At 59.5% G+C, this 19,354-nt stretch carries 19 protein-coding genes and 1 pseudogene; 10 read left to right on the top strand and 10 right to left on the bottom strand.

Annotation, left to right across the window (positions count from 1 at the left end; genetic code table 11):
* Nucleotides 1–262: 262 nt before the first annotated feature.
* Both ABD720_RS16775 and ABD720_RS16770 read left to right on the top strand, forming a co-directional pair.
* Nucleotides 263–394: a hypothetical protein gene (locus tag ABD720_RS16775; protein ID WP_344765021.1), complete on the top strand. Its 132-nt coding sequence runs from the start codon at nucleotides 263–265 to the stop codon at nucleotides 392–394.
* A 251-nt stretch (nucleotides 395–645) separates the two neighbouring features.
* Nucleotides 646–1,182 (top strand): DUF2058 domain-containing protein, encoded by a 537-nt coding sequence (locus ABD720_RS16770; RefSeq protein ID WP_344765019.1) that lies wholly within the window; start codon nucleotides 646–648, stop codon nucleotides 1,180–1,182.
* A gap of 60 nt (nucleotides 1,183–1,242) precedes the next feature.
* Here the strand turns inward: ABD720_RS16770 and ABD720_RS16765 are convergent, their stop codons facing one another.
* The 8 genes from ABD720_RS16765 to ABD720_RS16730 all read right to left on the bottom strand — a co-directional run bounded on the left by ABD720_RS16765 (nucleotide 1,243) and on the right by ABD720_RS16730 (nucleotide 9,675).
* Nucleotides 1,243–2,667, bottom strand: a complete 1,425-nt coding sequence (locus ABD720_RS16765) for a metallophosphoesterase family protein (protein WP_344765018.1) — start codon at nucleotides 2,665–2,667, stop codon at nucleotides 1,243–1,245.
* Nucleotides 2,668–2,678: 11 nt separating this feature from the next.
* Nucleotides 2,679–3,437, bottom strand: a complete 759-nt coding sequence (locus tag ABD720_RS16760; RefSeq protein WP_344765016.1) for a TonB family protein — start codon at nucleotides 3,435–3,437, stop codon at nucleotides 2,679–2,681.
* Nucleotides 3,438–3,444: 7 nt separating this feature from the next.
* Nucleotides 3,445–3,840 carry an ExbD/TolR family protein gene (locus tag ABD720_RS16755; protein ID WP_344765014.1) on the bottom strand — a complete coding sequence of 132 codons (396 nt, stop codon included), beginning with the start codon at nucleotides 3,838–3,840 and terminating at the stop codon, nucleotides 3,445–3,447.
* 2 nt (nucleotides 3,841–3,842) lie between these two features.
* On the bottom strand, nucleotides 3,843–4,496 hold the full coding sequence (locus ABD720_RS16750) for a MotA/TolQ/ExbB proton channel family protein (RefSeq protein ID WP_344765012.1): 654 nt from the start codon (nucleotides 4,494–4,496) through the stop codon (nucleotides 3,843–3,845).
* A gap of 115 nt (nucleotides 4,497–4,611) precedes the next feature.
* On the bottom strand, nucleotides 4,612–6,852 hold the full coding sequence (locus ABD720_RS16745) for a TonB-dependent receptor (protein WP_344765010.1): 2,241 nt from the start codon (nucleotides 6,850–6,852) through the stop codon (nucleotides 4,612–4,614).
* A gap of 427 nt (nucleotides 6,853–7,279) precedes the next feature.
* Nucleotides 7,280–7,630, bottom strand: a complete 351-nt coding sequence (locus ABD720_RS16740; RefSeq protein ID WP_344765009.1) for a hypothetical protein — start codon at nucleotides 7,628–7,630, stop codon at nucleotides 7,280–7,282.
* Nucleotides 7,611–9,002, bottom strand: a complete 1,392-nt coding sequence (gene pbfA / locus ABD720_RS16735; RefSeq protein ID WP_344765007.1) for a (R)-1-hydroxy-2-aminoethylphosphonate ammonia-lyase — start codon at nucleotides 9,000–9,002, stop codon at nucleotides 7,611–7,613. Before pbfA ends, ABD720_RS16740 begins: the two co-directional genes overlap by 20 nt.
* A complete protein-coding gene (locus tag ABD720_RS16730) occupies nucleotides 8,950–9,675 on the bottom strand; it encodes an FCD domain-containing protein (RefSeq protein ID WP_344765005.1) in 726 nt (241 codons plus the stop codon). The genes pbfA and ABD720_RS16730 overlap by 53 nt, the downstream gene beginning before the upstream one ends.
* 176 nt (nucleotides 9,676–9,851) lie before the next feature.
* On the opposite strand from ABD720_RS16730, the gene ABD720_RS16725 reads away from it, so the two are divergent.
* From ABD720_RS16725 to ABD720_RS16690, 8 genes are all read left to right on the top strand, one after another.
* Nucleotides 9,852–10,883, top strand: a complete 1,032-nt coding sequence (locus tag ABD720_RS16725) for a putative 2-aminoethylphosphonate ABC transporter substrate-binding protein (protein ID WP_344765003.1) — start codon at nucleotides 9,852–9,854, stop codon at nucleotides 10,881–10,883.
* 43 nt (nucleotides 10,884–10,926) lie between these two features.
* Complete coding sequence (locus ABD720_RS16720) at nucleotides 10,927–12,006, top strand: putative 2-aminoethylphosphonate ABC transporter ATP-binding protein (RefSeq protein ID WP_344765002.1); 1,080 nt, start codon at nucleotides 10,927–10,929, stop codon at nucleotides 12,004–12,006.
* A complete protein-coding gene (locus ABD720_RS16715) occupies nucleotides 12,003–13,685 on the top strand; it encodes a putative 2-aminoethylphosphonate ABC transporter permease subunit (protein WP_344765001.1) in 1,683 nt (560 codons plus the stop codon). Before ABD720_RS16720 ends, ABD720_RS16715 begins: the two co-directional genes overlap by 4 nt.
* An 18-nt stretch (nucleotides 13,686–13,703) precedes the next feature.
* Nucleotides 13,704–14,849 carry a 2-aminoethylphosphonate--pyruvate transaminase gene (locus ABD720_RS16710; protein WP_344764999.1) on the top strand — a complete coding sequence of 382 codons (1,146 nt, stop codon included), beginning with the start codon at nucleotides 13,704–13,706 and terminating at the stop codon, nucleotides 14,847–14,849.
* A gap of 17 nt (nucleotides 14,850–14,866) precedes the next feature.
* On the top strand, nucleotides 14,867–16,090 hold the full coding sequence (locus ABD720_RS16705) for an NAD(P)/FAD-dependent oxidoreductase (RefSeq protein WP_344764997.1): 1,224 nt from the start codon (nucleotides 14,867–14,869) through the stop codon (nucleotides 16,088–16,090).
* Between the two features lie 28 nt (nucleotides 16,091–16,118).
* The gene (phnX, locus tag ABD720_RS16700; protein ID WP_344764995.1) at nucleotides 16,119–16,931 is read left to right on the top strand and encodes a phosphonoacetaldehyde hydrolase; all 813 of its coding nucleotides are present in this window, start codon (nucleotides 16,119–16,121) and stop codon (nucleotides 16,929–16,931) included.
* Nucleotides 16,932–17,325: 394 nt separating this feature from the next.
* Complete coding sequence (locus ABD720_RS16695) at nucleotides 17,326–17,598, top strand: type II toxin-antitoxin system Phd/YefM family antitoxin (RefSeq protein ID WP_344764992.1); 273 nt, start codon at nucleotides 17,326–17,328, stop codon at nucleotides 17,596–17,598.
* Nucleotides 17,598–17,924, top strand: a complete 327-nt coding sequence (locus ABD720_RS16690) for a type II toxin-antitoxin system RelE/ParE family toxin (RefSeq protein WP_344764990.1) — start codon at nucleotides 17,598–17,600, stop codon at nucleotides 17,922–17,924. Before ABD720_RS16695 ends, ABD720_RS16690 begins: the two co-directional genes overlap by 1 nt.
* A 567-nt stretch (nucleotides 17,925–18,491) precedes the next feature.
* On the opposite strand, the pseudogene ABD720_RS16685 reads toward ABD720_RS16690, so the two are convergent.
* Nucleotides 18,492–18,596: pseudogene (locus tag ABD720_RS16685) on the bottom strand.
* A gap of 351 nt (nucleotides 18,597–18,947) precedes the next feature.
* On the bottom strand, nucleotides 18,948–19,354 hold a 407-nt coding region (locus ABD720_RS16680), incomplete at its 5' end, for an ATPase (protein WP_486303574.1).

Below are 19,354 nucleotides of genomic sequence, written 5' to 3'. Positions count from 1 at the left end.
CCACGCAGCAAACCATCCGACGTATCTATCCAGAGAATTCAATTTCCGGTTTTCCGGCAGTCCGATCACCGTACATGCCGCCCGCAAATGGCTAGTCGGGGAATCAATTCCGACACAGGATAAGCTTCGTGCGTTGTCGAATTGGCTAGGAGTGACTGCAGAGTGGTTACGTTTTGGCGGTCCGGAAGAAAATGCAGCGATCGTTTCGCCTCAGGCGTCTGGTGCATCAGAATCAGCGCAATCCAAACTGATCGCAGATTTCATGGCCCTGGACATGCATCACCGGCAGATCGTGCAGGATTTCATCAAGCTGCTCGCCCAAAAGGGACGGCAACCTGCAGAAGCCGAGTCGGACCGTCCTGCACGGGTCGTCAAATTGAAGACGGGTGTCTGACAAGACAGGTAAGCAGGCATGGTCACTCCGAGAGAGACGCCTTGCCGTTCAGTACCGACACTGTGTGATAAAAAGGCCCAATCATCCTGGGCCTTTTTTTATGAGTAGCGCTATGGATTACCGTGCTTGCGACGTTGTTGTATTGTCGCTGCTCTGAAGCGCCAGCGTGTTCGCTATCCTCATGCCCTTCCACTGCCGGCTCTGCCATCGGGGCTGGCGATTCCTTGATACGTCACTACGGAGCAGTACACATGGCCTCTTTGCAAGAGCAGTTTTTGAAGGCAGGTCTGGTCGATAAAAATAAAGCCAAACTGGCCAACCAGGACAAGAACAAGCAGAAAAAAGTCGAGCGCCGGACCGGCACGCAAAGTGTCGATGAAGCGCGCCTGGCGGCACTGGAAACACAGCGCAAGAATGCCGAGCGGGCGCGCGAACTCAATGCCCAGCGCGACGCTGCCGCTACCCAAAAGGCAATCACGGCGCAAATTGCGCAGATGGTGCAACAGAATCGCCAGAGCAAAGGGGCTGGCGATATCGCCTACAACTTTACCCACGCCAACAAGGTTGAGCGTCTCTACGTCTCGGCCGCAGTCCATGCGCATCTTGTGGCTGGCCGGCTGGTGATTGTCTGCCAGGGCAGCGCTCCCGAACTGGTGCCCAGGGTCATCGCCGACAAGATCGCCGAGCGCGACGCCGCGCTTGTGGTGCGGGTGAACAAAACCAGCACCGAGATGGATGCGGACGACCCGTATGCGGCGTTCCAGATTCCGGATGATTTGATGTGGTAGCTGCGGTTCACTCGCCATGTCGTCCGCGATCACATTCGCGGTCATTTCCTTAGCAACTCGTCAGTGACTGCCACCCTGTACTTTTTTACAGCGCGTTTTCGATCCCTCGACATCGCATCGGATCAAGGCGCGTCCATCGACATCGCGTTCCGTCAGCACCCAGCCGGCGCCGACACGGTCAAGACTGGCAAAGCCGAATTCCGGGCGTGACAGGAACACGTCCGGCACCGCGCCAGGTGCTGCCTGCGCGCCGACAGGCAAGTGCTCACCGAAGCCGCCTTCCGATGCCGAACCGGCATTGCCCATGACAAAAGTGGCCGGATGATCGCTGCTGAAACTGATTGCCTCGAACAAGTGAACATGGCCATGCATGGCGACATCGACAGCCGCCGGAAAAAGTCGGCCGGGATGACTCGCAGCCATCACTGATTGCAGGCTCCCGTTGCCGGGCTTGACCTCTGCCGGATTTCTGGTTGGACTGAAACCCAGAACCGGATGGTGATTGATAAAAAAGTTGTGCGGTGCCTGCCGGGACAAGCGGTCGGCCTGCTGCATGTTCGCGAGATATTTTTTATACGATGCATCGGTCGGTGCGTAGGCCTTGCTGCCCGCTTTCGACGAGTCGAATACGATCAGTTGCAGGGCCGGGTCGATGCGCACGGAGAACGGATCGCTGTAGTCAGCCCCGTCATCGAACGCCGGATCGTCGCAGGAGCGCGCCGCAGTCCACGGCTGAGTATCGACGAAGCGGAACCAGCCCTGGCCCGCGCGCGCGCAGGATTCGTGATTGCCGCGTACAAACAGCCACGGCGCTGCAGCCAGCAAGGGTTGGGCAGGTTGAAACAGGTCGGCGTTCCAGGTATCGAAACCATAACCCCACGGACTGCCGGCGCATCCGGTGCGCGTGGTGGGGCAGGGACTTTCGCGATAGTGGATATCGCCGATATGGAGCACGAGGTCGGGCTGCAGCGCGGCAGCGCTGCGGGCGATTTGCGCGAACGGCCATTTTTTCGGGTCGTTGCAATCCTGGAATGCGTTATCCGACTGCTTCATGCGGCAACCGGTATCGGCGATGATCACGATGTGATTGATGGTGTCACGCGGCGCACGCAATGCATGCTGACCGACCTGCAGGGTATTTGCGCCGCGCGGCAATGTGGTTTCGCAGGTCAGAACCGGAAACGCCACAGCCTTGTTATCGGCTTGCTTGCCACCGCTGCGGGATGGCAGCAGCGCGGCGGCGGCGCGCACTTGCATCGCTCGGGCCCGGCCATCGATGTCGATCATGGGGCAACTCGCGGCCACCGTCACGACACGCGCAATAGCGTTGCCGTTGTCGGCCTGCACCACGAAGGCGGCCTGTATGGCGTCTTGCGGCGATGCTGCCGACTCGTTACGCTGCAGCGTTGGCGCGCAGGCAGTCAGCAGACTGACCAGCGCCACGCAGCCCACGGGTAGTGACGCGTTCCTGATTCGATTTTGCATGTTCATCACTCTCAAAAATTGAATTCGACCCACACCTGGTAGCTGTCTTCCCTGCCTTGCGCAGACGGCGGTGGCGGCGGATAGGCTGCGGCCTGAATCGACTGCAGTGCAGCGCGATCAATCAGGCCCATGCCACTGCCGGTGACGATGCGCGCCTCCGATGGTATGCCATCGCGCAGCGTGAAAGCGACCCGGGCCCGGCCGCGAAACTCCAGCGACAGGGCGGCGGACGGGTAGATGACGGCCGCCTGTACCGCGGCCTTGACCCTGGCGATGTAGTCGGCCGATGGTCCGCTCGGTATCGCTGCGACCGCAGCCGGAGCAAGCGGCGGCGCCACTGGCACGGGCGCACTGAATGCGGTGGGGACACTGACCTTGGGCGCTGCTTCGACAGGTGCGACGGTTTGCGGCGCAGCCTCGGGCCGGGCAGGCGCAGGGGCTTTCGAGCGCGGCGCAGATACTGGCAGCGGTGGCGGTGGCGGTGGCGGAAGCGGTTTGGATGGTGCTGGCAGTGGCAGTGGCGGTGCGACGGGTGTCGGTGTTGGCTCGGACACTGTCAACGCCTTGATTGTGATTGGCACCACGTGCAGCACCGGCATCGCGGGGTGCAGTGCGAACCAGCCGATGACGCCTGCAATTGTCAGCGATTCGATGGCCAGCGCGATGCCGAAGGATTGCCAGCCACGTGTTTTGCGGCGCAGGTACGGCGTTCGCAAGGCTCCTCCGGGCGTATGGAACGCGTCCAGCGACAGTGGATTGACGATGCTCACGGCTGCGTTACCCGCCCGACTTGCGCGCAGCCAGGCCGACCTGCGTTGCACCGCCCTTGCGCACCGCGTCGATCACGTTCATCACATTCTGCAACGACGCCTGGTCGCTGCCGGCGATGGTGACGGCCAGGTTGGCGGCGTCGCGCGACCTTACCAGCGACGTGATCGCGGCAGCAGTCACCGACGCGCCCTCGGCAAACAAGGCACCGCCGTCGCGGATTTCAATCAGCAGCTTGGGTGAGGGGATCGCGGTCGCGGTCGAACTGGTTGGCAGCTTCGATACCTGACCACTGGTCGGAATCATTTTCAGGGTCAGCATCGCAAAAAACACCAGCAGGAACAGCATGATGTCGATCATCGGAATGATCTCGATGCGGGCCTTGCGTACCTCGAAATAGCGCATGCTCAGGCCGTCCTCAAACGTGCGGCAACGGCGTGCTCGTCGGCCACGGGCGCGCGGTTGAGTAACATGATCTTGATGGTCTCGAGCTGATGCACGATGACCCGGATGCGCGTATTGAGCCAGTTGAAAAAAATCAGTCCGATCATCGCGATCAGTAATCCCGATGCGGTGGCGATGAGCGCCTCGGCAATGCCACCGGTGATCTGGCTGGCGCCGTTCTGTGCATCGCCCAATACCGAGAACGCATTGAACATGCCGATGATGGTGCCGAACAGACCGAGCAGCGGGGCCAGCGTGATGACCGTATCGAGCATCCACAGCGAGCGGTCGAGCAGCGGAACTTCATGCATCAGGACTTCTTCAAGGTGGCCCGAAGCCGCCTCGCGCGGGGCGCCTGCCGGTTCCAGCGTGGCAGCGTGGAACATGCGGGCGTGTGGCAGGTTGGCGAATTTGACCAGCAAGGCGCGCGCCGGTTCACTGTGCAGCGCGACGTGGTCACGCAACAGGTTCATCAGCGCTTCACCACCTTGTTGCATGCTCAGGACGTAACGGCTGCGTTCGATAATCACGGTCAGCGCGACCAGCAGCAACAGGCACATCAGATACAGCGTGCCGCCGGAATCGTTGGCCAGTGCAATCAGCTTGGAAATATTCATGGATGTATCTTGCTCGTTTCTTGGTTGTTTCTTGGTTGTTTCTTGATCGTTTAAAGTGATTCGATCCGCAGGCCGCGGATCGAATTTTTACACCATGGGCCCATCCGTTACCGGCTCAGAAATCTGCCTTTGCCGAGATCTGCATGCTGCGCGGTACCTGGTACAGGTATTGGTCGAACGGCCTGGTCTTGCCGGCAGTGATCGACGTAATGTCCTGCTTGTCCAGCAGGTTGAACACATTCAATTGCAGCTTCAATAACTTCGAGCCGAGGAACGGATTCCTGATCGAATACGACACGCCGAGATCCGCATTTTTGTAGGCCTGGACCTTGTAGTAATCGTAATCAGCCGGCTTGGTCGCATCGTATTCGGTCTGGTGCGCGCTGCCCGTGACCTTGTAAATCAGCGATGCCGACCACGGTCCCGCGCCGTACAGGCCACCGAGTGCCGCCGTCATTTGCGGTGCGTTGGCAATGGTCTGGCCGGTTTCAGCCGACTTGGCCTGATTGACCGAGCCGTTGGCATACACCGAGAATCCGGAACCGATGACATACGTCCCCTGTGCCTCGATACCCTTGTACGTCACGCCACCCAGATTCACAAAAGCCGCATCCGCGCCGGTCAGATTGTTCGACACGTATTTGTTGGTGAAGTCGATCTGGTACAGATCGGCATCCCAGGTAAAGCGATCGGATTTGCCGACGATGCCCAGCTGGTAATTGGTCGACTTTTGCGGATCGGAACTGTTCTGGGAGGGATTGGCGATATAGAACGATTTCAGATCAGGAATCTGGAAGCCCTTCGCGTATTGTGCATACACCGCCAGCGCCGGCGTGAGCTGCTGATTGATGGTCAGAAACGGCAGCGTCGTGCGATACGAGGTCGATGCATTTTGTGGCAGGCGCGTGGTCTGGTTGATGAGCGCGTCGACCGAGCGCGTGATGTTGACGAACTTCACGCCGGGCGTGACCGTCAGGCCCGGACCGGCGGCCCACTCGAATTCGGCAAACGGTTGCGCGGTCGTGACGCTGGATTGCTGATCGAACAGCACGCTCGGTTGCTGCAACGGCGTGGGCTTGGTTTCGCGCGGATCGCGAATATTGCCCTTGGTCAGATCGAGATCATATTGATGACGGTCCGAATCCGATTTTTCGAGCCAGATGCCGACGCGTGCCAGACCTGCATCGAGCTGCTTGGTGGCCTTGAACATATCGCCGTAGACGCGGTACTTATTCTGCTTGTCGATGCCCGGAATATCCTTGTTGCCGACGCCGCCGATCTTGGTGCCGGGCGCGGTGGCGCCGGTCGGGTCGGTCGATGAAATCGTCTGGTTATCGTACGCATACGTGTACAGCGAATTGTCGGTATTCCAGCCCGCACCCCAGCTGCTTTGCAGGCGAAGATAGGCGAAGTCGGTCTTCTTGGTCGTGTAATTGAAGCCGGTGTAATTGAAGCTGGTCGGGTCGTCGTTGAGGCTGTAGTTCTTGCCGAACTGTGCCGACTGCGCCAGCGTCGGGCCATTGCCGTTATCGTTTTGCGTGTACTTGATGTCGTTGAACGAGGCAAAGGCGGTCAGCAGCGTGGCATCGCCCAGCGGCTTTTGTACCTTGACGGTGTAGTTGTCGCTCTTGATGGTGTTGCCGGTCAAATAGCCATCGGATTGCAAATGGTTGTAGTTGAGTTGGACCGTCGCGTCGCCAGCATTTTGGAGGCGACCACTTTCGTAATAGGCCGAATACAGACGGGTATTCCAGGTGCCGAACGAGGTGGTAAAGCCGTAGCCCATTTCCTGCGCCGGTTTTTTCGAGAACAGATTGATGGTGCCGCCGAAGGTGGCAAAGCCCAGATTGCTGGCATTGCCCGGACCGCGCTCGACGACCGCGCCACCGATCACGGACGCCGGGAAAAACGAGGTCGAGTGATGGGCCGGATTATTCGTGTCGCCCCAAGGAATGCCGTCGAACGTGATGTTGTACTGGTCATCCTTGAAGCCGCGCATCGTGGTCTTCGTTTCGCTCAAGCCAGGTCCGTTGGCAGCGGTACCGGACAGGCTGGGTGCGATATTGACGATGGCGCTGTAGTCGCCGGTCGGCGCCACCGATTTCTCGATGAATTCGCGCGTGATGACCGATTGCGGCTGCGTCGCCAGCAAGCTCGACTGCGTCGGAGCAATGGCCGAAGCGGTTCCCTTGGCGGCTTCTTTTGGCCGATAGGCACCCGCTGCAGCGCTCACGTTGACGCTGCCCAGGTCAACGGCATCGGCGGCGTAGGCCTCCGGTCCGACAGCGAGGGAAAGCAGGGCGAGAGAGATGATCTGCGAGAGTCTGGTGCGCACGAGCGGAAGAGTGGGTCTCATTTTCAGGAATGGTTGGTGTGTCGGTGGAAGGCGCATCTGCGGCTCTGGAACGGGCTGGATGTTATTGTTTTAATATGACCGGATAGTGACTTTAGGAAAGTTTTTTGATGCGGGGCGGGAGGACTGCTGGTGGTTGCGTGCAGGAGTGGGCGGGCTGCGACCTTCGGAATTCATTCGCCGGAAGTCTGACCAAAGCTGAGGCGAGGATGGCGTAATCTCCGGAGGCGCCAATCTGGAACCAGCGTGGCTGACGGCTTGAAATCAAGTTTGAGTCATCAATGCCGAAGCTAGCCCTGGCCCTGGCGTTAAATGCCTGTGTCGCTGTGAAAAGTCGAGCTGCTGTGTGGCCCAGCCAGCCCGTGCAAAGCGACTTGAATGCAAGGGGCCAATTTCGCGTAAGCGCCTGGTAGGGTCTACCCCCGGCGCGTCAAAGCCGCATCATGACCAACCCAATGAGCAGCGGTAGCAGGCCCCGCATCAGCACATAACTGACCGCCAGTTTCCCGCCTTCGTAGGCCCGCATCGAGCCTGCAATACAGACGGTGTGCAGCTGCGCGGACATTGCGGCATAAGGCCAGCTTTCGCTGGCCGGCAGCCCCGTAATCAGCAAGCCAATCAGACCGATCACGCCGCTACAGGCATGCAGCAAGGTGTACAAACCTGTGTCACCTGCGCCTTTGATCAGGGCGTTCCAGCTGGCGTGTAACAGTGCCGCAGCCAGAATGGCAGCGGTGACTTTGACACGCAATGCATTGCTATCAGGCGGCGCATTCAGCATGCAGTGCGCTGGCGATCTGGTCGATGGCCCACCACAGGTCGTCTTCCTCGATATTCAAGGGCGGCGACAGGACCAGCACATTGCCTTGCCCCACTTTGAACGACAAACCCGCACTCAGGCAGCGATACAGTACGGCTTCCGCCAGGTCGGCGGCGTCGCGGGTGCCGATGCTGCAGAGTTCGATACCCACCAGCAGGCCTGCACCGCGCACTTCGGCAATGGCGGGCAAGGTCGTCGCCAGTTGTCGCAACCGGGCTACCACCTGCTGGCCCAGCCGCTGGCTGCGAGCCAGCAATTGTTCTTCGTCTATCACGTCCAGCACGGCCAGCCCGGCGGCGCAGGCCATCGGGTTTTTCTCATGGGTGTAGTGACCCAGAGAAATATGCTGTCCCACGTCAAAGTCGGCACGCGCAATCAGGGCGGCCAGCGGCATGCTGGCGCCGCCCAGGCCTTTGCCGATGACCAGCATGTCGGGCTCGATCCCGTAGCGCTCGACAGCAAACAGATGGCCTGTGCGTCCTAGTGCGATGGGGATTTCGTCCAGAATCAGCAGGGTGCCGTGGCGGTGGCAGATGTCACGCAGTCGTTGGTAGTAGTCCGGCGGCGGCACCTGGACGTCGGTGCAGCGCACCGTTTCCACAATCACGGCCGCTACATCGCCTTCCTTTTTCAGGCAGTACTCGATGTAGTCCACGCAGCGCAATGCGCATTGGCCCGCGCAGCCAAATACACAGTTGCGCGGATCGCAGGGCGGGACGTGCTCGGTGCCCGGCAGCAAGGGCCCAATGCCCCGGCGGAACACGGCTTCACCGCCTATGGAGATGGCATCCAGCGACGCGCCGTGAAAGGAATCCCACATCGAGATCGTCTTGAAGCGTCCCGTCACCAGGCGGGCCAGTTTGAGCGCCATGCCGATGGCCGCCGAGCCGCCGGGAGCAAACAGCAATTTGGCGTTCTCGATCGGTGCCGCCATGCACAGGCGGCGCGCCAGATCGATGGCGGGACGGTTGGTGTAGCGGCGCGGGCTAAAGGGCAGTTGCTCGAGCGTGTCGCGCAGCGCGGCCATGACCTTGGGGTGGCCATAGCCGATCTGGTGCAGGCTGTTGCCATGAAAATCCAGAATGCGTCGCCCGGCGACATCCGTGAGCCACGCACCCCGGGCACCGGTCAGGGCATTGAGACAGGGCGTGGACATGGACTGGTGCAGGAACCAGCGCTGGTCTTCCTCCAGCAACGCGCGGGTGGTGTCGTCCAGATGGGCGGCTTGCCACGCCTGGCGACGGTCGCCGAGGTTGACATCGCCCTCTGCCCGGTCGAAGTCAGCCGCCATGTGCCATCCCTTCCACGCCTGCCGCTCCAGCCAGTTCGCCATCACGCAGCATGCGTTGACGCCCGCCCTGTGCGTGGGCATACAGCGCCTCGGCGCAGCCACGGGCATCACGCTGTTCCAGCATATCCACAATGGCGCTGTGCTCCTGGGCAAAGTACGGGATCGCCATGGGAGTCAGCAAGTTGCGCTTGCGAAACAGCACCAGCAGCTTGGCCAGTTTGCGGTAGGCGTCGGTCAGCGTCCGGTTGCCTGTCATCGCGATGATCTGGTCGTGAAAGGCCAGATTCAGACTATGGAATTGCTCGACGTCATTGTCGTCGACCGATGTCATTTGATCGGTAAGTTGGCGCAGGGTACGCAATTGCGTGTCGTCGATACGCTCGGCCAGCAAACGCCCGGCGGTGGCATCCAGCCCGGCGCGCACTTCGTACAGCTCGGCGGCCTCACGCAACTCGATAACGCGCACAAAGGCACCGCGGTTTTTTTTCTGGTCGATCAGCCCGGCTTCTTCGAGCAGTCGGAACGCTTCACGCAAAGGACCGCGCGAGACGCCAAAGCGTTCCGCCAGCGCCACTTCGTTGAGTTTGGCACCCGCTGCCAGTTCGCCCGAGAGAATGAGTTCCTCAACGGAATCGGCTACCAGACGGGTGAGCGACGTGCTTTGCACCAGGGACAGCACGCTGCCTGAAAGTGGGGGAGATAGTGCGCTTTGCATGGGCTTTTCCTTGTTGGCAGTGGCTGCAGTATAGGGCAAGAATCCATTTTGTATATTGTCAACAACTTGTCACATTACCTCGTTAAGCTTGCCAAAATTCTATGAAGCTGACGCGTCGACTTCATAGAAACGACGAGCCTGCACCGTTCCAACCATCCATTTTCCGGAGAACCACAATGCAATTCAATCGTCTTGTTCGCAGTCTTGCTGCTGCCAGTCTGGCCCTCGCCACCGCCATGCCGGCGCTGGCCCAGAAGACGGTACTCAATGTGTACACCGCATTGGAGACCGATCAATTGAAGGCGTATCAGGAGTCTTTCAACAAGACCCATCCCGATATCGAGATCAAGTGGACGCGCGACTCCACCGGCATCATCACCGCCAAGTTGCTGGCAGAAAAAAGCAAGCCCGTGGCCGACATGGTCATGGGTGTTGCGGCCACCAGCATGGTGGTGTTCGAGCAAGAAGGCATGTTGCAACCCTATGCGCCAGCGCACCTGAAGTCGCTCAATCCGCGCTTTCGTGCGGTATCCAATCCACCCGCCTGGGTCGGCATGAATGTGTGGGGCGCCGCCATTTGCTACAACCTGGTGGAACTCCAAAAACAAGGCCTACCGCGTATTGACAGCTGGAATGACCTGTTGCGCCCCGAGTTCAAGGGCAAGATCGTCATGCCCAACCCGAACTCATCGGGCACCGGTTTTCTGGACGTGACCGCCTGGTTGCAAATGTTTGGTGAAAAAGGCGGTTGGGCTTACATGGACAAGCTGCATGAGAACGTGGCGGTCTACACGCATTCGGGCTCCAAGCCCTGTGTGATGGCGGGCAATGGCGAGTTTCCGGTCGGTATTTCGTTTGAATATCGCGCCAACACGATACGCGCCAAGGGCGCACCGATCGACATCATCTTTCCGAAAGAGGGGCTGGGCTGGGATATCGAGTCGTTCGCCATCGTCAAGGGCACACCACAACTCGATGCTGCCAAGCAGCTGGCGGACTGGGCCTCCAGCCGCGAAGCCAATGCGTTATATGCCAAGAACTTTGCCGTGGTGGCATGGCCTGGCATCACCACCCGGTTGAAATATGTGCCCGCCGATTACGAGCAGCGCCTGGTCAAAAACGATTTCGAAAAAATTGGCAAACAGCGCGCGACGGTGCTGGCTGAATGGCAAAAGCGCTATTCGACCAAGTCCGAGCCGAAGAAGTAACGGCACTTTTTGTCCTGCGAAGCATTGGAAAGGATGATCTGCCATGGCGCATCTTGAAATTAAGCAACTAAGTAAGCGTTTTGGGAGCTTCACCGCACTCGATCGTATCGATCTGAGCGTCGCGCAGGGCGAGTTCGTGGTGTTGCTGGGGCCGTCCGGCTGCGGCAAAACCACGTTATTGCGCACCATTGCCGGGCTGGAGCGCCAGGACAGTGGCGAGATCATGCATGCGGGTCACGACATCTCGCATGCGTCGCCGGCGCAGCGGGATTACGGGATCGTGTTTCAGTCCTACGCTCTGTTTCCCAACCTGAGCGTGGCTGACAACATCGCCTACGGCCTCAACAGTCGTCGCAAGATCGGCGTGGCGGGAGCGGTGGGGGCGCTACAGCGCGTGGCCGACATGCTGGACCTGGTCGGTTTGCCCGGGTGCGAGCAAAAATATCCCACCCAGTTGTCCGGGGGGCAACAGCAGCGTGTGGCCCTGGCGCGCGCACTGGCCACATCACCGCACCTGTTGCTGCTTGATGAACCGTTGTCGGCGCTGGACGCCATCGAGCGTGTGCGTCTGCGTTCTGAAATCAGGCAACTGCAATCCAGACTCGGCATCACCACGCTGATGGTGACGCACGACCAGGAAGAAGCGCTGTCGATGGCCGATCGCATTGTCGTCATGAACAGTGGCCGCATTCAGCAGATCGGAACCCCGCAGGAGATTTACCGCGCGCCCTGCAATGATTTTGTGGCGGACTTCATCGGCCGGGGCAATCTGCTGGAGGCCACGTCGCAGGCGCAGGGTAACTTTTTGTTCGGCAAGGTGCGCTTGCGCTGTGCCAGTGCCGCCGTGGACGTTGCTGCCCCGCGCTTTTATGTCCGCCCGGAAGACATCGGCCTGCACGCCATCACCGACACACCCGAAAACAGCTTCACTGCCACGGTGAGCAAGTCTGAATTCATGGGCTCAAGTTACCTCGTCACGCTCGATACCGACATGGATCAGCGCAAACCGCTGGTGGCACAATTTTCCAGTAACTATCTGGAGGGGAGTTCCATCCATCCGGGTGCGCTGCTGCGCGTCAGTATTCCTGCCGAACGTCTGCGCCCGATGACGTCATCCACATGAATATGGCGAGTTCCCCGCGCAACGGGGTAGTCAGCTGGCCTGCCGGATTGCTGCTCCTGAGTGCGCTGGCATTGTGCGTTTTCATGCTGGCGCCGCTGTGCACGTTACTGATCGGTAGCGTGCTGGACGACCAGGGGCATTGGAGTTTGTTGCGGTTTGTCGACTTTGCCAATACGCCGGGTGTCGCCACGGCAACCTGGAACACCCTGTGGGTGGCGACGCTGGTGACACTGATCACGGTGCCGCTGGCGTTTGTCTATGCCTACGCCCTGCAACGCGCGTGTCTGCCGTTGACCGGCGCGTGGCGCATTGTCGGTTTGTCGGCGCTGGCCGGGCCGTCGCTGGTGGGTGCGATTGCCTTCATTCAATGGTTTGGCACGCAGGGCGTCCTGAAAAGCTGGCTGGGCGAGCACTCGGTATATGGCCCGATAGGCATCACCATGGCCACGGTGTACGCCAGTTTTCCGCATGCCCTGATGTTGCTGGTGGTGGCGCTGGCCACTACCGATGGCCGTCTGTATGAGGCCGCCGACGCGCTGGGGGCATCACGCTGGCGCAAGTTCAGGACCATCACCTTGCCCGGTGCAAAGTACGGATTGATCAGCGCAGCGCTGGTCGTGTTCTCGTATTCGGTGAGCGAATTTGGCATACCCAAAGTGATCGGGGGTAACTTCCCTGTTCTGGCGGTGGAAATCTACATTCAGGTGGTGGGCATGCACAACTTCGGGCGTGGCGCTGTGGTGGCCTTGCTGCTACTGGCGCCGGTGTTGCTGGCGTTTGCCGCCGACTGGACCATACAGCGCAAGCAGCACGCCAGTCTCAGTGCGCGCGCCGTACCGTATGTGCCACGGCCTGATCTGCGCCGCGATCTGGCCTTGCTGGTGTATTGCGGCGTGATCGGCACCGTCATGCTGGCCATGCTGGGCATGGCGGCTTATACCTCCGTGGTGCGCTTTTGGCCCTACAACCTGGAACTGACGCTGAACCATTACCTGTACGGTCTGGCCGAGGCCGGGGTACTCGACGCCTACCTCAACAGTTTGACCATCGGCGCACTGACGGCGCTGGTCGGAACCCCCTTCATTTTTGTGACCGCGTACCTGGTCGAAAAAACCCACACCGGACCGGGCTGGCTGCGACCGCTGATTCGCATCCTTGCCACCTTGCCGATGGGCGTGCCGGGGCTGGTGCTGGGCATCGGCTACATCCTGTTTTTCAATGCTCCCGGCAATCCGCTCAACGGCCTGTACCAGACGCTGGCCATCATGGTGCTGGCCAATGTCGTGCATTACTACACGTCCTGCCACCTGAGCGCACTGACCGCCCTGAAAAGCATCGACCGTGAATTCGAATCGGTATCGGCCTCGCTGCGGGTGTCGCAGGCGACGACTTTTTGGCGTGTGACGTTGCCGATCTGTCTGCCCACCGTGCTGGAGATTGCGCGCTACCTGTTCATCAACGCCATGACCACGGTGTCGGCGCTGGTGTTCCTGTACGCGCCGGGGAACATGCCGGCATCAGTCTCCATCCTGCATCTGGATGAATCCGGCGACCTGGGACCTGCCGCCGCGATGGCCACGCTGATCGTGCTGACCACCATTTCGGTGAGCGTCCTGTATTCCGTCGCCACCCACTTTCTGCTGCGCCGCCACCAGGCCTGGCGCCAGCTCACCCGTTAACTTTCAAGGAATCACACCATGCATGCCATAGACCGCGACCCGCTCTTGCTGACCCCCGGCCCGCTGACCACCAGTCTGCGCACCAAGCAGGCCATGCTGCATGACTGGGGTTCATGGGACGCCGCCTTCAATCACATCACCGCCGAGGTGTGCCGGCAACTGGTAGACATCGTCCACGGCGCTGAGACGCATGTCTGTGTCCCTTTGCAAGGCTCGGGCACGTTCTCGGTCGAAGCGGCGCTGGGCACGCTGGTGCCACGTGGTGCCAAGGTACTGGTGCCCAACAATGGCGCGTACTGCGCGCGCATCCTGAAAATTCTAAAAATTCTCGGGCGCGAGGCCGTGGAGTTGCCTACCGCCGAGAACTGCCCGTTTGATCCGCTGGCAATCGAGTCCGCACTGATGGCCGACCCGGACATCAGCCACGTGGCGCTGGTTCATTGCGAAACCGGCACCGGCATCCTGAATCCGCTACCGGAGATCGCCGCTGCCGTCGCGCGCCAGCAGCGTGGCCTGATCATCGACGCCATGAGTTCGTTCGCAGCGATTGAGATCGACGTGCGCACCATGCCGTTTGACGCCCTGATTGCCGCCTCCGGCAAGTGCCTCGAAGGCGTGCCGGGCATCGGCTTTGTGATTGCGGCGCGCGACAAGCTGGCCGCCAGTGCCGGCAACAGCCATTCGCTGGCGATGGACTTGCATGACCAGTGGATCTACATGCAGAAGACCACGCAGTGGCGCTTTACTCCGCCCACGCATGTGGTGGTGGCGCTGCACGAAGCGCTGGCCCAATACCAGGAAGAGGGCGGTCAGGCCGTGCGCGGTGCGCGTTACCGTGCCAATTGCGCGGCCCTGACACAAGGCATGGCGCGGCTGGGTTTGCTCCCGTATGTGGCCGCTCAGTTCCAGGCGCCCATCATCGTCACGTTCCATGCGCCACAGCACGCGGCCTACGACTTTCAGACTTTTTATCAGGGCGTACGCGAACGCGGCTTCATCCTCTACCCCGGCAAACTCACCCGGATCGAGACCTTCCGGGTCGGTTGCATCGGTGCCCTCACGCCGCAGGATCTGGTGCATGTGGTGGACGCCATCGCAGCGACGCTGGCCGCGATGGGCGTCATGGGTGCAAGGGGTGCAACGGACGCAATGGCGGTCGTCTGAGCCAGCAGGAGTACACCATGCATCGCGATATTCTGATCATTGGCTGCGGGATTTTTGGCGCGGCCATTGCCTGGTCTCTGGGGCGCCGGGGCCTGGGGCGGCGGGTGCTGATTGTGGATCGACAGCCTCCGGCCAGTGGCGCCACCAGTCGGGCGGCGGGCCTGGTCACGCAGGTGCGCGCCGACCCGGTCCTGCAAGCGCTGGCGGGTGAAACACTGGCCGCCATCAAGCTGCTCAAGACCGGTTTTAGTGAAGACGTCGGCTGCCACCGCGTCGGTGCGCTGCATATCGGACCGCTGGCTCAGCAACCGGCGCTGGCGCAGATGCTGGCTACGTGCACGGCGGCAGGCATCCGGGGGCAGTGGCTGGACCAGGCACAGGTGCTGGCCCGGTCGCCCTGGCTGGCTCCCGCGGCGTTTGATGTGGCGACATACTTTCCGGATGAGTGCGTCGTGGACCCCTACTTGCTGTCCAGCGCCTACTTGCGCGGTGCTCAGCAGATGGGCGTCCGGCTGCGAGTCGATACCCGTGTGGCGCACATCCGGCACCTGTCAGGTGCAGTGACCGGTGTCGCGCTTGAAGACGGTACCGTGCTGCCTGCGCGCACGGTGGTGAACGCTGCCGGCGCCTGGAGTAATTTGCTCAGCGTCCCGCTCAGCTTGCCGTTGCCCATGGCTCCCGTGCGCAGCCAGTACTGGATCACCGGGCGCGCGCCAGAACTGAACCCCGGCGGCCCCATCGTGTTCATGAGCGACATCCGTGCCTATGCCCGACCGGAAGTGGGTGCACTGCTGTTCGGCGTGCGTGAAAGCGCGCCCGTCGTGGTGTCTCCGCAAGACTTGCCCGAGAACCTGCAAGGCTTTGTCTATGACATGGCCGACCCGGACGGCTGGGACAATCTGGCGCAGGCGTTCGCGCCCCTTTGCCGCTACTTTCCTGCGCTGGAACGGCTGGGCATTGCGCACTACATCACCGGTCCGAGCAATTACACGCCGGACGGGCAACCCATTGTGGGCGCCAGCGACAGCATCAGCGGTTTGCTGGTGGCGAGCGGTTGCAACGGATCGGGCATCACCTATTCCGCCGGGGTCGGGCGACTGATCGCCGAGCTGATTTGCGGCGACACGCCGTTTGTGGATGCCCGCCGCCTCGATCCGGCGCGCGCTTTGCAGATCGACCCTTTTGATCCCGCTTTTCTCCAGGCCTGCGCCCATGCGCGTGCCACCAAATCCACCGGTTAATTTGAACCACTACATGGAACACACTCACATGAAACACATGCTCGAAGCCGTAATTTTTGACTGGGCCGGCACCATCGTCGATTTTGGTTCGTTCGCTCCCACGCAGATTTTTGTCGATGCCTTCGCTGCTGCCTTCGATTTCACGTTGACGCTCGACGACGCACGTGGCCCCATGGGTCTTGGCAAGTGGCAGCACATTGAAGCCCTGGGCAACGACCCGGTGATCGGCGCGCGCTGGCAAGCCCAGTTTGGCAAGCCCATGGGCCACGACGATATCGACCACATTTACCGCACTTTTTTGCCCCTGCAAGTGGCGCGCGTGGGCGCGCACAGCGACCTCATTCCGGGCGCGCAGGACACCGTGGCAGCACTACGCCAGCAGGGTCTGAAAATCGGCTCGACCACCGGCTATCCGCGCCAGGTCATGGACCGGCTAATGGTGGAAGCTGCAGCCAAAGGCTACCGCCCGGATTGCACCGTGTGCGCCGACGACCTGGCCGCCGGCGCGCGCCCCGGTCCCTGGATGGCGCTGCAATGCGTGCTCGAACTCAAGGTCGGCGACGTCGCCCATTGCGTCAAGGTCGATGACACGCTGCCGGGCATTTCCGAAGGCGTGAGCGCCGGTATGTGGACGGTGGGTTTGGCGCTCTCGGGTAGCCCGGCTGGCTTGACGCTGGCGCAATACCAGGCCGCCACGCCAGCGCAGTTGGCTGCCATCCGCAGCAAGGTGACACCGGCATTTGACGCTGCAGGTGCGCATTACGTGATCGATAGCGTGGCGGACCTGGCTCCGGTTCTGACGGATATTGAACGTCGTCTGGCGGCAGGGGAGCGTCCCTGAAAATGGGTCTGGTTGTAACGCTGTTCGGTGCTGGGTGCAGATTCGCGGTGATGGATTGGCACTTCCGTTCCTGCACGCCGGGGACTTGTTGTCGGGCTTCGGTCTGGACCAGGCGGGCACGCCGACTCGCAGTTTAAGAAATGTAATAACCACCCTGGCAGTGTGTCGAGACCGCAAAGAGATTGCATTCAAGTTTCAGAAACAAAAATGCCACCTGGTGATGGCTGGCGTTATGTGCTGTTCATCGGATCAATTTGGTGGTGGAAAAATGGCGCCACAGAACAGGTGATTATTCCACCGCCGAAAATTTGGCTTGGACAGCCGCGGCGCCTCGCGACAGAACCATATTCTGACTATAGTTGGACCTGGTTCCAATCACCGATCAGGATCGATCATGAAGCTTTCCGAACAAATCAAACCCATCTCATTCCTGAAAGCAAACGCGGCTGAGATTGCCAGGGATTTCAGCGAGAATCACCGCGACCCGTTGATCATTACGCAGAATGGGGAAGCAAAGATGGTTGTCATGGGCATCGACAGCTACCAGAAGCAGCAGGAAACGATGGCATTACTAAAAATCCTCGCGCTGGGTAATAAACAAATTGAAGAAGGTAAGTTCCAGGATGCCGATTCTTTCTTTGCTGAGATGGACAAGGAAAATCAGTAATGAGCTACAAACTCCAGGTCCTCGCTTATGCCAAGGATGACTATCGTGAAATACGCGGTTATGAGAAAAGAACATTCGGCGATCAGGTCTGGAAGGCCGTTGAAGCAGACTTCAAGACGATGTTCAAGCAAATAGCCGATATGCCTCTGGCTGGATTCGTTCCTGAAGAAATTGAAGCGATTGGTCTTGTTCATTACCGCCAACGTCTGGTAGGGAAAACTACAGTCATTTATCAGATAAAAGGGGAGGAAATTTTTGTGCATATGTTTGTTGCCACAAACAGAGACTTTGCCACGCTTCTTTATGGCAGATTGATGAGCAAATAAATATCGAGAAAATTTGTTAAGGAACCACTGAATAAAGTCGAATCCAAGAATGAAGATGACTAATTTCACGGTTTGTGTCAGCAAGGTAGTTGTCGCCTCAGCCGTCATCCAACCTGCTTTCGCTCAGGGTTCAAAAACACCATGTCGTCCAGTTCCCAGTTTCTTCGGCTTTGCATCCACTTTTTCGAGAATAAGATTTGCTGGAGGGGTAATCAGCCATTTTCATTCTTGGAATCGGCTTTATTCAGCGTTTGCTTAGACATGGTGTCCTCGCGTTGAATTTGTGATTTGTGTACGCGATGAACTTACGGTTGCGCGTAATGGTCGTTATGCGATGACCAGAGGTGCCTGCGGCGTAGTAATTCGTAGTCAAGGCGTCCTTGGGGTGCAGCGCATGGCTACGCTCCAATGCTTAAAAAGCGTAGTGTTTTGCCAGATACCCGTTACATGCCGCGTTGGCATGTGGACGATCCAAACGCTGTGGGCGTGCGGCTATCTGTAGAAATAAAGGAGAATTGTAGTAAGGAAAAAAGGACCTGGCAGAAGCTAAGCCCTTGATTTTATTCGTGGCCCGGGGCGGAATCGAACCGCCGACACAAGGATATTCAATCATCGTGTTTATTTTTGAGTCGTATCTTCCCTGGGCTCGGGATTGAGGTGTTCGATGACGCCGTCATGGCTGACGACGATCGTTGTGCCAGTCGTTTTTGCCAGGTCATGTGCACGATGCGCTGCGCGTTGCAGGGCGACTTGTGAGAGGCGCAAATCGCGATCCCGAGCTTGCTCAATGGGCTGTTTGTTCATGGTCGTTCGCTCCAGTCGATGAGCGCCGGTACGGAGCCGGCATTGTCATATAAAGCCCAAGCGTCTACGACAGGTGCATAGAGTTGCTCAAAATTGTTTTTTCCAGCGACAAAGCGGCGACGAATCACGTCTTCGGGGATGTGATGGCCGCCTTGCTTGACCCTTTGCGCCACGCAAGCGATGGCTTCTTCTGCACTGGCTAATTGCAGAGAAATAAGTTTAACGCGATAGCCAGTTTTTTTGCCATTTTCTAATCTGGCGCAGATAGCCCCGACCTGAAAGCGTCGTTTCAAATGCAAAACTGGTGTGAGCGGTGAAGTGGCGCGCAAGTTCCTGAAGCATCAGACGCCCGGCTTGCAATGCGGCCGTCTCCGGTGCAAATGGCGCCAGTCCTGCTGCGATCAGGTCGGCATTGACGAACACCGGACATGCAGCTTCTCTCGGGAGAAATTCGCGTGCGAACGTGGTCTTTTCGGCACCGTTCGGGCCGGCGATGATGATGACCATGCGTGGGGCTGCTTCCATGCTCAACACTCCATCTTCGGATGCCGTTGCAATCGTAAGCGCCTCACGAGCAACGTCTTGACCAGTGCTACTTTTAACGAATACGAGATTTAGCGCGAAGC

This window comes from Actimicrobium antarcticum (genome assembly GCF_039536745.1).
Lineage (GTDB): Bacteria > Pseudomonadota > Gammaproteobacteria > Burkholderiales > Burkholderiaceae_D > Actimicrobium > Actimicrobium antarcticum.
Note: the sequence above shows the minus strand (reverse complement) of the source record. Positions and strands in the feature narration are given on the sequence as shown.

Bases quoted from the DNA above. Each gene is read 5' to 3' on its own strand.
- ABD720_RS16775 (WP_344765021.1), top strand. From the start codon at position 263: ATGGCCCTGGACATGCATCACCGGCAGATCGTGCAGGATTTCATCAAG.
- ABD720_RS16770 (WP_344765019.1), top strand. From the start codon at position 646: ATGGCCTCTTTGCAAGAGCAGTTTTTGAAGGCAGGTCTGGTCGATAAA.
- ABD720_RS16765 (WP_344765018.1), bottom strand. From the start codon at position 2,667: ATGCAAAATCGAATCAGGAACGCGTCACTACCCGTGGGCTGCGTGGCG.
- ABD720_RS16755 (WP_344765014.1), bottom strand. From the start codon at position 3,840: ATGCGCTATTTCGAGGTACGCAAGGCCCGCATCGAGATCATTCCGATG.
- ABD720_RS16750 (WP_344765012.1), bottom strand. From the start codon at position 4,496: ATGAATATTTCCAAGCTGATTGCACTGGCCAACGATTCCGGCGGCACG.
- ABD720_RS16745 (WP_344765010.1), bottom strand. From the start codon at position 6,852: ATGAGACCCACTCTTCCGCTCGTGCGCACCAGACTCTCGCAGATCATC.
- ABD720_RS16740 (WP_344765009.1), bottom strand. From the start codon at position 7,630: ATGCTGAATGCGCCGCCTGATAGCAATGCATTGCGTGTCAAAGTCACC.
- pbfA (WP_344765007.1), bottom strand. From the start codon at position 9,002: ATGGCGAACTGGCTGGAGCGGCAGGCGTGGAAGGGATGGCACATGGCG.
- ABD720_RS16730 (WP_344765005.1), bottom strand. From the start codon at position 9,675: ATGCAAAGCGCACTATCTCCCCCACTTTCAGGCAGCGTGCTGTCCCTG.
- ABD720_RS16725 (WP_344765003.1), top strand. From the start codon at position 9,852: ATGCAATTCAATCGTCTTGTTCGCAGTCTTGCTGCTGCCAGTCTGGCC.
- ABD720_RS16720 (WP_344765002.1), top strand. From the start codon at position 10,927: ATGGCGCATCTTGAAATTAAGCAACTAAGTAAGCGTTTTGGGAGCTTC.
- ABD720_RS16715 (WP_344765001.1), top strand. From the start codon at position 12,003: ATGAATATGGCGAGTTCCCCGCGCAACGGGGTAGTCAGCTGGCCTGCC.
- ABD720_RS16710 (WP_344764999.1), top strand. From the start codon at position 13,704: ATGCATGCCATAGACCGCGACCCGCTCTTGCTGACCCCCGGCCCGCTG.
- ABD720_RS16705 (WP_344764997.1), top strand. From the start codon at position 14,867: ATGCATCGCGATATTCTGATCATTGGCTGCGGGATTTTTGGCGCGGCC.
- phnX (WP_344764995.1), top strand. From the start codon at position 16,119: ATGAAACACATGCTCGAAGCCGTAATTTTTGACTGGGCCGGCACCATC.
- ABD720_RS16695 (WP_344764992.1), top strand. From the start codon at position 17,326: ATGAAGCTTTCCGAACAAATCAAACCCATCTCATTCCTGAAAGCAAAC.
- ABD720_RS16690 (WP_344764990.1), top strand. From the start codon at position 17,598: ATGAGCTACAAACTCCAGGTCCTCGCTTATGCCAAGGATGACTATCGT.